Below are 15,066 nucleotides of genomic sequence, written 5' to 3' on the forward strand. Positions count from 1 at the left end.
CGAATCGACGTCTCGCCTTCCGCTCTCTCAGTGCGGATAACGGGTGACAGGCGCCACAGACACCACGGAGGCTGCCGGGTTCATCCGCCGTCGGAGTTCGCGACTCGACGCAATGCCGGCAGATCGTCGATCACGATGCGCTTGCGTCGCGCCCACACCTGACAGGACTCCAGTTCACGCAGAAGTCGGGTGATGGTGTTTCGGGAGACCCGCAAGTGCTGTGCCAATTCGTCATGTGTGACGGCCAGTTCCCGGGCGCGCGAGATGTCGGCGAACTTCACGAGGGTCACCGCCAGCCGGTGCAGTACGTCCCCGCCCCCGCGGGCTTGTGTCGACTCGCGCAGCCGCGCCAGCGCGTAGCGCTCAAGGACGGGCGACAGCTCGTGCGCGTCGACGAACCGGGTGAACTCCGGGGCCATCATGACTGCGACCTTGCAGCGGGTCAGCGTCTCGACGCTCGCCAGTCGCACGCCGCCGCCCCGTACGGCTACCTCGCCCAGCAGCTCGCCCGGACCACGGAATGCCAGCAACGTGGGCGCCCCGCTCCGTGAAGTCCGCACCACCTTGGCCACACCTCGGAGAACGGCCAGTACCAGGGTTCCGGGCTCGCCCTGTTGCAACAGCAACACACCGGGTGGATGCCAGCGCTCGTAGGACTGTCGGACCAGATCGTCCCAGACTGCTTCTCCGGCGAGATCACGCAATGTCTCGCCCGGTGTCTCGGATGCCCCCACGGAGCTGTATGGGAAATCGCTCATGCAACGACCTTGTCCTGCGTGAGCCTGCGCTACACAGCCGGTCCATCCGTGCGCCTTGGCCTACTGCTCCCGTTCCGGCCGACGGTGTATCGGCTGACAGAGACCGGGCGCGACGGCCGGCGCCGCGCCCGGTCCGCTTACCCTTGCGCTCAGCCCCCGTGGACCGAGTCCTCCTGGTCCGGGATGACGCTGCGGTCCTGCCGCCGCACCGGGCCCGGCGTGCCGTCGGGGTTGGTGTAGCCGGTGGTGGAGCAGGGGTAGGCGGCTTCCTTGCGGGGCAGTGGCTCGATGAACATGGGGTTGATCAGCCAGGTGCCGTCCGCGTTGTCGTAGGCCCGGCACATGATCTCGTTCTTGTTCCGGTTGAGGACCAGGCCCGCTCCGGTGGCGTCGCCGACCATCGTCACATCGGTGTCGGCGTCGCCCCCGGCGATCACCGGGCGGTTCTGGGGAGCCTGCCGCTTCCAGGCGTCGGGGCCGGTGACGCCGAACGCCTTCTCGTTGAGCCAGCAGCGCTTGCCCTCGATATAGGGCATGACCGTGCCCTTACTGGCGGGTTCGCCGCCGCACCCCTCCTGGGTGTAGGTGATCCGCCCGTGGCGGTCGAGCAGGTTGCGGATGGCGAGGACGTGCTCGCGGTCGACGCCGACGCCGCCCGCCCAGGCGTTGGTGACCGGGGTGCTGCCGGCGGAGTCCACCCACACCTCGAAGCCCGCCTTCTTCAGGACCCGGATCAGATCCTTGATCTGCGGGTTGTAGCGGGCGTAGGCGTGCAGGGTGTGGCTGCCGACCCGCTGGGTGGCGCCGACGGGCGCGGCCAGCGCCTCGGCCCGGGACTTCCGTGCGTAGGAGGTGACCTCGGCCTCGGTGTGACCCGCGAACAGCTGGGGCACCCAGGCGTATTGGGGAAGGGTCCGGCGGCTGTTCCACTCCCCCGCGAATGCCTTGTGGCCGTTCATCAGGGTGGCCTCGCTGCGGATGGAGAAGATCTCGTCCGTGCAGGCGGTGTCGGTGGACGTCGGCAGTGGCGCGCCGACGGGCACATCGGTGCCGCACGCCTCGGTCAGGGTCCGGTCGGCTTCCTCGGTCAGCCAGGGGCTGGTGTCGGACCAGTGTGCCGGTCGCAGGATCTTGTCGTGTTCGAGGGCCCAGGCGATGGCGAGGTCGGTGATGTCGTTCTTGGAGACGGTGTTGTCCCAGTCGAAGGCGGCGACCGGCCGCTCGCCATGGCGCGCCTGTGGGTTGCCGCAGGTTCCCCGCTCGTCGATCACCCGCTGAAGCCGCTCCCTGTTGTCGCCGTACCACGCGAGCGAGGATGAGAGGCGCGGGCAGTACGCCCGTTCCGCGGTGGTCTCCGCCGCGTAGGTGGTGCTCGCCGGAATCAAGGACATCAGTGCGGCGACCGATGCCAGCCCGAGGGCGGCACCCAGGGGAGCAGTGCGCATGCGGTGGCTCTCCTTCGTAACGAGGACGGTGAGAACGACACGTTCATCTGACGGACAGCGGAACGCCTTGCACCGTACGCGCAATGATCACCCGGGTACACCGTCCGGTCGCTCGGCGCCCAAGCGGAGCGGACGGGTCCGGCGCATCACCCATTGAGCCCCTTGCGAGGAGCGCTCCGCACCCTCGACCTCTTAATGTCGCGGCAGGGGCCGATGTGACCTAAGGAGAGCTTCCGCTCATGCGCGTGTTCAGATCACGACGACGCCTGATACGGATCCGTCTGTGCGCATCGGCAGCCGCTGTCGCGAGCGCCGCCCTGATGACCAGTTGCGGAACCGGGCCCCCGGACGCCCGCTCCATGGCCGGAACACCCAGCGCACGGCTCACCGGGCCCTCGGCGGCGAAGAGCGCCAGGCCCACCGTGGTCATGGTGCATGGCGCCTGGGCCGATACATCGAGCTGGAACGGCGAGATCGAGATTCTCCGGCGCAAGGGGTACGCCGTCCGCGCCATCGCCAACCCGCTGGAGAGCCTGACCACCGACTCGCGTACGGTGGCCGACTTCCTGCGGAGCGTCCCCGGGCCCGTCGTCCTGGTGGGCCACTCCTACGGCGGCTCAGTGATCACCAATGCGGCCGCCCGGAGCAACAACGTCAAGGCACTCGTCTACGTGGACGCCGCCGCCCCCGCCGTCGGGGAGACCACCGGGGCGCTGAGCGGTTCCGCGTCCGCCCTGAGCGCGCCGCCCGGCACGCTGTACGACGCGGTGCCCTACGCGAACGCCCCGAGCGGAGCCCGCAATCTCTACCTCAAGAAGAATGTCTTCCTGAAGAAGTTCGCCGGCAGCGTGCCGGTGCAGCAGGCCACGGACCTGTGGGCCGCGCAACGCGCCGCGTCCACCGCCGCGTTCAACACCCGTTCCAAGTACGCGGCGTGGAAGACCATTCCCTCCTGGTACTTCATCAGCAGCGGCGATCGGATCATCACCCCCGAGTCGGAGCGGAGGATGGCCCGGCGCGCGGGTTCGAAGGTCACCACCTTCCGCGGCGGCTCCCATCTCACCCTCATCTCCGACCCGGAGCCGGTCGCCAAGGTCATCGAATCGGCCATCAACGCCGTGACGTGAGAGTGCGGGCCCGGTGGTCACCGGGCCCGCTCCCCCGGGTGTCAGCCCCGGGCCATCGCGATGGAACCGGCGAGGCGTTCACCGGCCTCGTAGATCATGTACGGCACACCCTTGTCCGTGCCGAAGGAGGGGGCCGCGGCCCGGCCGTTCTCGGGTGCCGAGGAGTGGGAGTCGTAGAAGACACCGAGGTGCTTGCGGAGCGAGAAGTCCTTGCCCACCTCGGTGATCATGAGGTCACCGCCGCTCGACTTGTCCTTGTTGTAGACGACGAACGCGGAGCCGTTGCGCGTCAGCAGATGCGGGCCCCCGACGTTGACCGCGCCGACGTCCGAGTGGCGCACCAGGGGTGTCTGGGCGAAGGTCCAGTTGCGGCCGTCCGCGGACCAGCCCCAGCCGATGTCCCGGTGGTCGGTGGTGTTGTTGATCATGAACAGCATCACATAGTGGGCGCCGCGGGCGGGCAGGTCGTACTGGAACACCCGGGCGTAGGACGTCTCGGTGGTGCCCGCGGGCATCATGGACGTGCTCAGGACCACCTTGTCGTAGGTGAAGTGGATGCCGTCCTTCGAGCGGGCGAGCCGGGTCGTGGTGTTCTCGCCGTGGAAGTACAGCCAGAACTCCTTGACGTCCGCCTTCCACAGCACATGCGGCGAGGAGACATGGCTGACCGAGTAGTGCGGGTCCCACTTGTTGGCGACGATCGGGTTCGACGGGTACTCGGTGAACGGGCCCTCCAGGGAGTTCCCGTAGGCCAGGCAGATGCCGCCCGGCGCGTCATGCGGCGCGTAGTACAGGTAGTAGCGGCCCAGCGGCGAGGAGAGCTTGTCGTACACCCCGCGGATCGTGGGGAAGATGATCTCGCCCGTCGGGTTGTACTTCAGCTTCGACGGGGTGAGCAGTGTGCGGACGTAGGCGTAGTCGGGAAATCCGCCCGGCGCGGCCGACGCGGACGACGTCGCCAGCCCGCCGAAGGTGAGCGCCGCGCCGGAGAGGGCGGTGGCGCGCAGGAACATACGGCGGTCCGGGCCGGACTGCGGCTCATGCATGATCGGCTCCTGAAGTCGTTGCGGTTGCGGTCAGAGGTGGGTGGAGGCGGTGACGCACAGGCCGCCGAAGGCCACGGCCCATACGTAGGGCAGGGTGCGCACCATCACCTGGTGCGGGGAGACGCCCGCGTACTGGGCGCTCCACACCGTCTGGGTACTGGTCGGGTCGGCCACCCCGAAGACCTGGTTGTACGAGGCGGTCATGCCGAGGACGGCGACGGCCGGGTAGATGCCGGTGGCGATGAGGACGCCCGCTATCCCCGCGCCGAGGCCGAAGACGTTCAGCGGGCCCCGGAACAGGCACAGCGGCACCAGCAGGGTGAAGACGAGGACGAACAGCACGGCGTTCTGCGGGCTGACCGCCTTGACCAGCGGCTCCAGCGCGTCGATCGCGCCGGGCAGCTTGACCGCGGCGAGCAGGATGCCGATCGCCACGAACAGGGTGATCGGCGGCGCGGCCACCTCGAATCCGCCGTACAGGGTCCGCAGCAGACGGCGGTTCATCTCCCGCGGCCGGGTCGTCGTCACCAGCGCGTACGCCACTCCGCCCAGCAGCGCCGGGATGATGGCCACGTCCAGGCCCAGGGCGAGCGCGAGCGGCACCGCCGGGGTCAGCAGCGCGTACCACGGGGCGTCGCCGGGCAGCCGGCGGCGGTCGTCGCGCGAAGGCCGCTCCCGCACCGACTTCAGGGACCAGGTGTGCTCCACGCCGCGGCGCCGCGACTCCACCAGGACGTAGGCGACGGCCGCCACCAGGGCGAACGGGAACAGCTTCACCATGAAGCCGCGCACCGTGTCGATGGGCAGGTCCAGGGCGGTGGAGAAGAACTGCCATACCGGCAGTTCGAACGGCACGCCCACGGCGATCCCCATGAGGATCGTGCCCGCCGCGGTCACCTTGGGGATGCCGACCGCGATCATCGCGGGGATACCGATCAGACCGGCGAGCATCGCCGCGGGCGCCGATCCGGTCACGGTGCCGACCAGCGCGGATACGGCGAGCACACCGAGCGCCACGAACACCGGCCGGTCGCCGCCGAATTCGACGATCTTACGGACCAGAGTGCCCGCGATACCGGTCTCCTCCAGGAGCTTGCCGAGCCACGACCCCAGCAGGATCGCGATCATCGTGGCGGCGAGCGCGGGCGCCCCCTCCTGGAGCACCGTGTCGAGCACGCTGCCCTTGCCGGAGAGCGGCGCACCCGCCAGGAACGCGATCACCACGGCGAGCAGCACCAGGGCGAACGCCGTGGGCAGCTTGCGGCTGAGCATGGCGGCGACCCCCGCCGCCATGACGAGCAGAATGACGACACCCATCGATCAGTTCTCGCTTTCGCAGGACACGACGGCGGCCAGCGCCTCCGTGAGCAGCAGAGGGCTGCGGCCCAGGCCGCACGCGGCATGGGCGTAGGCGTGCGCGGCGACCTCGTCCGCGCCCGCGACATACGCGTACAGTCGGCGGCGCCCGAACCGCAGTGCCGTATGGCCCAGCGTCCGTTTGAACTCGGCGCGCACCTCGGCGTGGTGGAGCCAGACGTGTGCCCGCTCATGGGCGAGGGCGGCGGCGCGCACCGACCCTTCCGGGAACCAATGGCGCCAGCCGCGCTCGGCGACCAGCCGCTCGGCCCGCTCGACGGTGTCGATGTACACCTCGACCACCGGCGGCCGGGACCGGTACCTGGCCAGCAGTCCGGCGTCCAGCCCGCCGTCCCGCTCCACGATCCGTACGGCCTCGGCCCGCGGAGTCATCCGGCGGCCGAACTCCGTTGCCGCCAGGGCCCATTGGCGCAGCAGCGCGGGATCGCGGCCCTCGTGCGTGGGTGTCCCCCCGAGCAGGCGGACCGCGAGGTCCACGTCCGGGTCACAGATCATGTCCGCGACGCTCATGTCCGTGACTCCACGACGGCGACGACCGGCTCCCCGGCGCCGCGCGGACGCAGCTCGGTGCGGGCCAGAGCCAGCAGCGCCGCGGGCTCCAGAACACCGGAGAGGTCCGCGATCCGGCCGCCCACCAGGAGCCGCACGGCCGGGGCCCGTACGCCGCCGTCACCATAGGAGGTGGCGTCGCGGACCAGCGCGGCGAGCGCCTCGCCCGAGCTCTCCACCGTCATGGTCGCCACCCGCGCGTCCGCCGCGCCGAGCCGCACCACACCGTCCGCGTCGACCACCCGCACCGGGTGGCGGGCCGCCCGCAACCGGCGCCGCACCTCGGTGCCGTACACCGTGTAGGCGTCCGTGCCGGCCAGTGTCCGCACACGTGTCTCGGGTGTTTTGAGGCTGGTGGCGGCGGCGCGCAGCCGCTCATCGGCGTCGGCGCGGTGTGCCCGGTCCTGGGTGCGCAGTTCGGTGGCGCCCGTCGCGACCGCCCGTACGGTGTTGGTCTGCGGATCGACGGTCACCTCCACCTCGACACCGTCGGCGGCGGCCCCCTGCGCGACGACGGCCCGCTCGGCCTCGGCCCGTACCGCGAGGATCTGCTCCTGGGTGGCGCCGGGCACGATGCGCTCGACCTGCTCGCGCACCAGCGCCAGCGCCACCCCTACGGGACTGATCACCTCGCTGTGCCGGGCGATGCGCCCCTCGAGCCCGGCGGAGGCGGCCAGATGCGGGGTCACCGCGGCCGCGCCACCGCCACCGCCCACCAGGAGTGCCGTGTCCCGGTCCAGCCGGTAGTCGCGGATCATGGCGTCCACCACCGCCCTGACCTGCTCCGTTCCGGCGTCGAGCACCGCCCGCGCCGCACCGGCCACATCCGTGCCGAGCGTGGCGGCCAGCGGGGCGAGAGCGGCCCGCGCGACCTCCTGGTCGCTGCGCGCGAAGTCCTCCTCGCCGACCCGCCCGAGCGCGTTCGCCGCGCAGGTCATCGTCACCGCGAACCGGCCGCCCGCCGCGTCGAGGACCAGGTAGTCGTCCGGGTCACCGGCCATCGGCCGGACCGTGGCCACCCGGGCGTCCCGCAACTCGTCGAGCGTGGCGAAGCAGGCGTAGGGCAGGCCCGCGATATGCGCGCTGCGCGGACCGACGCCGACCACCCGCCCGTCGGAGACCCGCACCATGGAGCCGCCGCCGATCCCGACCGTGCGGACGTCGAGGGCGCTCAGATAGGAGGTCTTGCCGAGGATCGTGGCGTGGCGCACCGCCACCTTTCCCCGCCGCACCACGCTGATGTCGGTCGAGGTGCCACCCGTCTCCAGGAACACCCCCTCGCTGATCCGCTCCTGCATCAGCGCCCCGGCGACGCCCGCCGCCGGGCCCGACAGGATCGTCAGCAGCGGCCGCCGGCGCATCTCGTCCAGCGACATCACCCCGCCGTCGCAGCGCATCACCATCAGCGGCGCGGTCACCCCGGCCTTGGCGATGGACGAGTCCACCAGATCGGCCGTCGCCAGCATCCGCGGCAGGATGGCGGCGTTCACCACCGCCGTGCGGGTCCGCTTGTGCAGTCCGTACATCGAGGTGATCTCATGGGCGGCGGCCAGCGGCAGCCCCGTGGGCCGCGCCACGTCGAGCACGGCCCGCTCGCCATCGGGCCGGTCCACGCCGAACGGCTCCGTGGCGACGAGGACCTCGGCCCCCTCGGCGCGCACCCGCTCCACGGCCGCGCGCACCTCGGCCTCCTCGGTCGGGTCGGCCACATGCGCGTACGCCAGCGGAAGCCGCTTGCCGGGGGTGAGTTCCAGCTTGCCGAAGGCGGCGAGCCGCCGTGTGATCACCGCGCCGGGCCCGCTGCCGATCCCGATCAGCCCGACCGTGGCCACATCGCCCTCCAGCAGGGCGTTGGTGGCCTGGGTCGTGCCGTGCGCCAGGAACACCACGTCGCCCGCCGTCCGGTCGACCTTCGCCAGGAGCTGTTCCAGCGCCTGGACGATGCCGTGGGCGACGCCGTCCTCGTGGTGGTGGCTGGTGGGCACCTTCACCTGGCCCACCAGCGTGAGCGTGGCGGCGTCGACCGCCACGGCATCGGTGAACGTGCCACCCACGTCGATGCCGACGCGGATGCGGCGGTCTGGAGTCATGGCGGGCACCTCCTTGTGTGTTGACGTGCTTGGGTTGACGAAGACGGGGACCGGAAGAGAGGGAAGAGAGGGGGCGAACAGGGCTGGGGGAACGGGGCGGGGAGAGCCGTCGGACGGGGTCAGTAGCCGCGGACGTCGGGCCAGCGGCGCTGCACCCCCGCCCGGTCCAGGAGGCGGCCGAACTCCTCGAACCGCTTGTCCTCGGCCTGCACCTGGTGCGGCTCCACGCCCGCGTCCAGGCAGTGCGCGGCGAGCGCGCCCGCGACCTCGCCGATGTTCCACTCGACGGGGTGCAGCCGGTAGCAGCCGTTGGTGATGTGGGTGGTGCCGATGTTCTTGCCCGCGGGCAGCAGGTTCCGCATCCGGCGCGGCAGCAGCGCGCCGAGCGGGATCTCGAACGGCACGGAGCCGATGTCGATATAGGTGTCGCCGCCGGTGGAGGGGTGCAGGTCGATGCGGTAACCGCCCACCCCGACCGAATCGCGGTACCGGGTCGTGCCGTAGGGGCCGACCACATCGATCGCGACGTCCTGCTCGACGACGGTGGTCACCGCCTTGATCCGCCGCGCTTCGCGCACATAGGCCGCCTTGGCCAGACCGTCCGCGGTGCCGGTGACATCCGGGCGGATGCGCAGCCCCGGGAAGCCGGTGCCGCCATCCACGCGCGGCGCCTCCGTCTGGAGCCAGTACAGCACCGACAGCGACAACTGGCGTGCCTCGCACAGGGCTTCGGCCTCCTGGCCGATGTACGGCTTGAGCCAGTAGTCGTTCAGCGGCCAGTTGACGAGGGTGATGTCCGAGCCGAAGGCGCCGGGCCGGTGCAGCCCACGGGCGAGGATCCGGCGGAACCCCCACAGCTCCTTGTCCCCGGCGTCGGCGCTCTGGTCGGCGCTGACCGCCAGCGGGTCGAGATCCGGGTTGGGTACGAAGGTACGAGGCACGGGCTCCAGGGTGCGCGGGTCGGGCGCCTCGAAGCCGAGCAGCGGACCCGGCCAGAAGTCGGGCCGGTAGGAACGCCAGAAGTCGTAGTCCTCGGGCCGCTCCACGGTGTGGTCCTCGCCCTCGTGGTGCGAGAGCGCGAAGCACACGGTGATGCCCTGCTGGTTGTCCGGCCGCGCCTCGGCCGGGGCATGCGGCTCGTCGAACTCGTCCCGCGCCTCGGCCCCGTTGGCGTGCTCCACCCCGGCGAGTTCGAGCAGCTCACCGGTCTCGGTGGCGTCGAGGACGTACCGGGCGGTGAACGTGGTCAGCCCACCGCCGCGCAGGTCGCGCACGGTCACCGCGCGGATCACATCGCCGTCCGTCTCGGCGGACACGGGGCGGTGTTCGGTCAGGACGGTCAGCAGGCCCGCGGCCCGGTACGGGGCGATCATGCCCTCCAGCACGGCGAGCGCCACCCGCGGCTCGTGGCACAGCTTGCTGACCCGGCCGGCTCCCGGGTTCAGGTCGGCGAGCCCCAGCGCCTCGGCGCGCAGCGGGTACCACAGCCGGTAGTAGGCCCGGATTCCCTCGCGCAGCGCCCGGTACGACGCCGTCGTGCCGAACTGCTCAACCCAGGGGTGCTCGTCCGGCGGCACCGCCTGCGCGGTGAGCTGACCACCGATCCAGTCCGTCTCCTCGGTCATCACGACACGTCGGCCCGCCCGGCAGGCGCCGAGCGCGGCGGCGACTCCGCCGAGGCCGCCACCGACGATCAGGATGTCCGGTTCCGCTATCACTGTGCTCCTTGGGGTCGTGTGCGAGCTGTGGGGTTCGTCGCCGTGTGCGAGCGGTTCGTCGTCACGTGCGAGCTGTGGGGTTCGTCGTCGTATGCGCGAGCGTGGTGTTCGTTGTCCTGCGCGAGCGTGGTGTTCGTCATCGCGTGCGGGCGTGGGGTTCGTCGTCGGATGCGAGAGTTGTGGTGCTCGCTCGTCCGGGGCGTCATGGCCGTCGGCCGGGCGGACCCGCCGTCGCGCCGGTACGGAACTCGCAGACCACCAGCGGCTCTTGGGCCTCCTCACCGGCCACGAGGGCGGCGAGGAGCCGGACGGCTGCCGCGCCGAGCTGATGCCGGGGCACGTCGAACCCGGTGGGCACGGGTGCCGCGGCCAGGTCCGGCGGCGGGCTGCCGAGCAGACCGAGCGAGACGTCCCCGGGGCAGCTGAGCCCCGCCTCCCGGACGGCGGCGTCCAGTGCGCGCCAGGCCGCGCCGGTGTCCGTCTCCTCCGCGACGAACGCCGTCACCCCGTCCGCGACCAGCGCGCGCACCCGCTCCGCCGTCACCGCGCCCGCCGGGTCGGCACAGCGCAGCACCGCCCCCGGGCCCGCCTCGCCACCGACGGCCGCCAGCCCTTCCAGAAAGCCGCGCTGGCGGTCGGCGGACGCCGGGGCGTCGTCGGCCTCGCGCACCAGGACGATGCGCCGGTGCCCCAGCGCCGCCAGGTGCTCCACGACGGCGCGGCTGGCGCTGACGTAGTCGGCGCCGACCCAGGCCAGCCCCTCCAACTCCTCCCGCCGACCCAGGTGGACCACCGGGAAACCGTCGGCCACCAGCCGCTTGAGCTCGGCGCCCGGCGCATGGCGGCCGAGGAAGAGACAGCCGTCGGCCAGGCGCACCCGGCTCAACGCGTCCGGCCCGGCCGCGCCCGCCCCGCCGCTGCTCGACCCGGTGAAGAGCACCAGGTCATAGCCGCGGGCGGCCGCCTCCTGCTCCACGCCGACGAGGAACGGGTAGTACGAGTGCTGCACATCGGTCGGGAACGTCGCGGTGAAGCTGAAGACGCCGAGGAGGTTGTTGCGCGCGGCGGCCAGCCGCCGCGCGGCCGGGTCGTGTGCGTACCCGAGGCTGCGGGCGGCGTCGAGGACGCGCTGCCGGGTCTCCTCGGAGATCGTCGCCGCCTTGCCGTCCGAACGGGCCGACAGCACCAGCGAGACCGTGGCCTGCGAGACTCCGGCGAGCTGGGCCACCTCGGCCTGCCGCGGCCGTGACGTACGACTGCCCGAGCCCGGATTCCGCCCCGGCTTCGCCCGCTTCCTCGACTGCTCCACGTTCTGATTCCTTCTCGCCGTCGCATTGGTAATGCGCATTACCTATGCGCATTACCGAGCACTCTGCGGGTGCCGTACGGAACGGGTCAAGACCTGTGCGCCAACTTTCCGTCGAGCGGCACCACATCCGGCACCGGCCCCTGGCGCGGGAATCACACAGGATTCAGCACACTTCCGCCTTTCGGGTGAATAAGGAGAGATGCCAATCACATGGGAGCGCCATCGGCCGAATAGTGAGCGAGGCAGCCGCGATGGACCGACGAAGGGTGACAGCAACCATGCGCACTGAGGCCACCAAGCGAGTCGCACACGTCTTCTCCCTGTTCGACGCCAATGGCAACGGCATCCTTGAGGCCGATGACTTCGACCTCATGGCGGGCAATGTGGTCGAGGCCGCGCCCGACTCGGACGAGGCGGCGAAGGACGCGATGCGCGCGGCGTTCCGCCAGTACTGGACGACCCTGGTCACCGAACTGGACACCAACGACGACGGCAAGGTGAGCTACGAGGAGTACGTGGCCTGTGTGCTCTCGCCCGAGCGCTTCGACACCACGATCGGCGTGTTCGCCGAGGCGCTCGCCGCGCTCGGCGACCCGGACGGCGACGGGCTCATCGAACGCCCCAGGTTCGTCGCGCTGATGCGGGCGATCGGCTTCCAACCCGCGAACATCGACGCCCTCTTCGAAGCCTTCGACCCCTCGGACGACCGGATCCAGGTGGCGACCTGGGTGGCCGGGATCAAGGACTACTACGCCCCGGACAAGGCGGGCATCCCGGGCGACCTCCTGGTCTAGGGCACGGCGGCCCGAAACGGGAGTCGGCCAAGTGGCCACGGCGAGGACCGATGAGCTTTGCCCGCGGCCGCGGTCATACAGATGACCGCGCTCGCCGTCGCACTGCCCACCGAGCCACGAGGAACCGTCATGACCGCTGACTCCGCCAACACCACCGCCCACACCGCCACCGGCCCCGCCCCGTCGCCGGCCGTCTCCCGTCGGGCCGATATCGCGCTGTGGACCGGCCAGATCGCCCTCGCCCTGCTCTTCGCCGTCGGCAGCGGCCTCCCGAAGCTGGCCGGGATGTCGGCCGCCGCCGAGTCATTCGACCAGATCGGCTACGGCGACTGGTTTATGTACCTGGTCGGCGCCCTGGAAGTGGCCGGCGGCATCGGTCTGCTGATCCCACGCCTGGCCGGTCTCACCGCCCTGGCCCTGACCGGGCTCATGGTGGGCGCCGAGATCTTCACATGGACCTACCTGGACACCACCTACTGGTACACCCCGCTCATCATCGCCGTGATCCTCGGCGGGATCGCCTACGGCCGCCGCCGAGCCACGGCCACACTCCTCGGGCAGCTCTCGCACCGTGCTCGATAGGGCCGCGGCGGCCCTGAACCGTGCCGCGAAATGGCGCGAGCCCACTCCGCATGCGGAGTGGGCTCGCCCTCTGAGCGCTGGGCAGGGCTTGCACCTGCATCTCCCCGCAGGAAGCGGGGCGTCTTGCCTTGGACCACCAACGCGTGACCGGCTGCCCGAAGTTCGGGCGAGCACGACAAGATCGAGTGTAGCGCACCGCAACCTCGACCACGCCCGGCCCACCGGGCCACCGGCCCACCCGTCCACCGGGCCACCGGGCCACCGGGCCACCGGGCCACCGCAAGAACTGATCGCCATGTCGCAATCCGACGCATGTCCTCGCACGTCAACGCGGCCCTACGTTCAAGCGGTGGCATACACCTACACCGTGACGGCGCATTCACACGCCGACCCCGACGCCGTCTTCTCGATCCTGCTCCGGCCGGGGTCGTGGCCCCTGTGGTCGCGGATCGACGCCGCGGAGGTCGAAGTCGGCGATCCGGGCGATCCGCAGCAGGCCGGGGACATCAGAATCTTCCGTACCGGCAGGGCCGTCTCGCATGAGCGAATCGTCGAGCTGATCACCGACAAGCGGTTCGCGTACGAGAATGTGAACGGGCCGTTCCGGTCTTACCAAGGCGCCGTCGAACTGACACGGTCATGTGGCGGCGGCACCGACATCGTCTGGTCCGCACACTTCGCCCCCAAGTTGCCGCTGTCCGGCCCCTTTTGGCGTTGGTACCTGACCCGCTTCATGCAAGGCATGGCCGATGGCCTCGCCAAGCACGCGCAGGACAGTAGGCACTGACGCGCGAACAGGCCGATGCGGCTCAGGCCGAGCGGAGGCAGAAGGGGTGTCCGGCGGGGCTGGCGTAGACCCGGCCGCCGTTCCGCGCCGCGGGGTCTACGTCGTCCGTGGGGTTCAGCCGACGTGCGCCCGCGTCGAGCGCCAGTCTGTCCGCCGCCGCCAGGTCGTCCGTCGTCAGATCGATGTGCATCTGCTGCGAGTCGCCGTCCGGCCACTTCGGGGGGACATGCCCCTCGGCCCGCTGGATCACGAGGACCGGGAACCCGTCGATCCGGAGGAAGTGGTGGGTCGCGGTCTTCGCGATCGAGCCGCCCAGCAGCCGGTGCCAGAACGCGCTCTCGGGATCCGGCTCGGCAGCGTCGATGATCACTGCGCCGAGGTCGATGTTCATGCTCGTTTCTCCGTACTCCCCCGCTCGGGCTTGATGTCAGACCACCGGGATGATGCCGCCGTCGACCCGGAACTCGGCTCCCGTGAGCCACTTCGCACGGCCGGACGCGAGGAAGGCGATCATCTCCGCCACGTCCTCGGGATCGCCGGGCCGCCCCATCGGCACCTTCAGGTGATCCACGATCTGCCGTGTGACCTCGTCCATGCCGACGCCCTGCCGATCGGCGAGGTGCCGGAGGTGCTCGACCGCGCCCTCGGTGGCCACGAAGCCCGGCAGGACGCACACCACCCGCACCCCGTGCTCGCCCACCTCGGTCGCCAGCTCACGGCTGTACACGTTGAGTGCCGCCTTCGCCGCCGCGTAGGACACTTCGGTGCGCTGCGGCAGGCGGCTGGCGATCGACGAGACGTGCACGACCACGCCGGAACCCCGCTCGACCATCCCCGGCACCAGAATCCGGTCCAGCCGGACGGCACTGAGCAGGTTCATCTCCAGGTCCGCACGCCATGAGTCGTCGGACCGCTCGAGGGTCGACACCGGGGCGCTCGCCGCGCCCGCGTTGTCGACCAGGACATCCACCCCGCCCACGCTGTCGAGGACCCGTCTGCCGAGCTCCGCCACTCCTTGGTCCGTCGCGAGGTCCGCGGGGATGAAAGTGGCGGGCAGATCCTCCGGAGGCGTGCCGCGCGAGGCGGTCAGCACCGTCGCGCCCGCGGCGGCGAATCGACGGACGGTCGCCTCGCCCAGACCGCGGCTGCCACCGGTGACCAGCACCCGAAGGCCGCTGAGCCCCTCTTCCGGAACCGTCATGGAAGTGCTCCTCCAGTAAGATGAACCTGACTCCGGAAACCATACACAAGCGGAGTCCGATTCACCTTATGGAGGACTGTTGCCGTCGTCACGTCCGCTGCGCGCTGATGCGCGGCGCAACCGCGAAGCGCTCCTGGCCGCGGCACGGGAGGCGTTCCTCACCGGCGAGGCCGACGCCCATGTGGAAGAGATCGCCCGGCGGGCCGGAGTGGCGGTCGGGGCGCTCTACCCCCCCTTCGAGACCCCCGAAGCCCTCGTCGGGGGGGGCTACCGCCCGGAGGGC

At 70.9% G+C, this 15,066-nt stretch carries 15 protein-coding genes; 5 read left to right on the top strand and 10 right to left on the bottom strand.

Features of this window, described 5'->3' with window-relative positions:
* Positions 1-80: 80 nt before the first annotated feature.
* Entirely contained in the window at positions 81-758 is a 678-nt protein-coding gene (locus NQU54_RS07035) for a Crp/Fnr family transcriptional regulator (RefSeq protein ID WP_257630282.1), read from the bottom strand.
* Between the two features lie 149 nt (positions 759-907).
* Positions 908-2,203 carry an HAD family hydrolase gene (locus NQU54_RS07040; protein WP_257630283.1) on the bottom strand — a complete coding sequence of 432 codons (1,296 nt, stop codon included), beginning with the start codon at positions 2,201-2,203 and terminating at the stop codon, positions 908-910.
* A 239-nt stretch (positions 2,204-2,442) separates the two neighbouring features.
* Between NQU54_RS07040 and NQU54_RS07045 the strand changes: the two genes are divergently transcribed.
* Positions 2,443-3,330, top strand: coding sequence for an alpha/beta hydrolase (locus NQU54_RS07045; RefSeq protein WP_257630284.1), 888 nt, complete (start codon positions 2,443-2,445; stop codon positions 3,328-3,330).
* Between the two features lie 41 nt (positions 3,331-3,371).
* Here the strand turns inward: NQU54_RS07045 and NQU54_RS07050 are convergent, their stop codons facing one another.
* The 6 genes from NQU54_RS07050 to NQU54_RS07075 all read right to left on the bottom strand — a co-directional run bounded on the left by NQU54_RS07050 (position 3,372) and on the right by NQU54_RS07075 (position 11,419).
* Entirely contained in the window at positions 3,372-4,376 is a 1,005-nt protein-coding gene (locus NQU54_RS07050) for a glycoside hydrolase family protein (protein WP_069861656.1), read from the bottom strand.
* Positions 4,377-4,406: 30 nt separating this feature from the next.
* Positions 4,407-5,693 carry a TRAP transporter large permease gene (locus tag NQU54_RS07055; protein ID WP_257630285.1) on the bottom strand — a complete coding sequence of 429 codons (1,287 nt, stop codon included), beginning with the start codon at positions 5,691-5,693 and terminating at the stop codon, positions 4,407-4,409.
* Positions 5,694-5,696: 3 nt separating this feature from the next.
* Positions 5,697-6,263, bottom strand: coding sequence for a hypothetical protein (locus NQU54_RS07060; RefSeq protein WP_257630286.1), 567 nt, complete (start codon positions 6,261-6,263; stop codon positions 5,697-5,699).
* The gene (locus NQU54_RS07065; RefSeq protein WP_257630287.1) at positions 6,260-8,392 is read right to left on the bottom strand and encodes a hydantoinase/oxoprolinase family protein; all 2,133 of its coding nucleotides are present in this window, start codon (positions 8,390-8,392) and stop codon (positions 6,260-6,262) included. The genes NQU54_RS07060 and NQU54_RS07065 overlap by 4 nt, the downstream gene beginning before the upstream one ends.
* A gap of 119 nt (positions 8,393-8,511) precedes the next feature.
* Positions 8,512-10,110 carry an FAD-dependent oxidoreductase gene (locus NQU54_RS07070; protein ID WP_257630288.1) on the bottom strand — a complete coding sequence of 533 codons (1,599 nt, stop codon included), beginning with the start codon at positions 10,108-10,110 and terminating at the stop codon, positions 8,512-8,514.
* A 202-nt stretch (positions 10,111-10,312) separates the two neighbouring features.
* Positions 10,313-11,419, bottom strand: a complete 1,107-nt coding sequence (locus NQU54_RS07075; RefSeq protein WP_257630289.1) for a LacI family DNA-binding transcriptional regulator — start codon at positions 11,417-11,419, stop codon at positions 10,313-10,315.
* A gap of 278 nt (positions 11,420-11,697) precedes the next feature.
* Between NQU54_RS07075 and NQU54_RS07080 the strand changes: the two genes are divergently transcribed.
* The 3 genes from NQU54_RS07080 to NQU54_RS07090 all read left to right on the top strand — a co-directional run bounded on the left by NQU54_RS07080 (position 11,698) and on the right by NQU54_RS07090 (position 13,582).
* The gene (locus NQU54_RS07080) at positions 11,698-12,213 is read left to right on the top strand and encodes an EF-hand domain-containing protein (protein ID WP_257630290.1); all 516 of its coding nucleotides are present in this window, start codon (positions 11,698-11,700) and stop codon (positions 12,211-12,213) included.
* Between the two features lie 129 nt (positions 12,214-12,342).
* Positions 12,343-12,795 (top strand): DoxX family protein, encoded by a 453-nt coding sequence (locus tag NQU54_RS07085; RefSeq protein ID WP_257630291.1) that lies wholly within the window; start codon positions 12,343-12,345, stop codon positions 12,793-12,795.
* Positions 12,796-13,144: 349 nt separating this feature from the next.
* On the top strand, positions 13,145-13,582 hold the full coding sequence (locus NQU54_RS07090) for an SRPBCC family protein (protein WP_257630292.1): 438 nt from the start codon (positions 13,145-13,147) through the stop codon (positions 13,580-13,582).
* Positions 13,583-13,604: 22 nt separating this feature from the next.
* Here NQU54_RS07090 and NQU54_RS07095 read toward each other — a convergent pair whose 3' ends face one another.
* On the bottom strand, positions 13,605-13,973 hold the full coding sequence (locus tag NQU54_RS07095; RefSeq protein WP_167500515.1) for a VOC family protein: 369 nt from the start codon (positions 13,971-13,973) through the stop codon (positions 13,605-13,607).
* A 36-nt stretch (positions 13,974-14,009) separates the two neighbouring features.
* The gene (locus tag NQU54_RS07100; protein WP_257630293.1) at positions 14,010-14,783 is read right to left on the bottom strand and encodes an SDR family oxidoreductase; all 774 of its coding nucleotides are present in this window, start codon (positions 14,781-14,783) and stop codon (positions 14,010-14,012) included.
* 79 nt (positions 14,784-14,862) lie between these two features.
* Between NQU54_RS07100 and NQU54_RS07105 the strand changes: the two genes are divergently transcribed.
* The coding region (locus NQU54_RS07105; RefSeq protein WP_257630294.1) for a TetR family transcriptional regulator at positions 14,863-15,066 on the top strand (204 nt) is incomplete at its 3' end.

The sequence above is a fragment of the Streptomyces malaysiensis subsp. samsunensis genome, from assembly GCF_024519315.1.
GTDB classification, from domain to species: Bacteria; Actinomycetota; Actinomycetes; order Streptomycetales; family Streptomycetaceae; genus Streptomyces; species Streptomyces malaysiensis.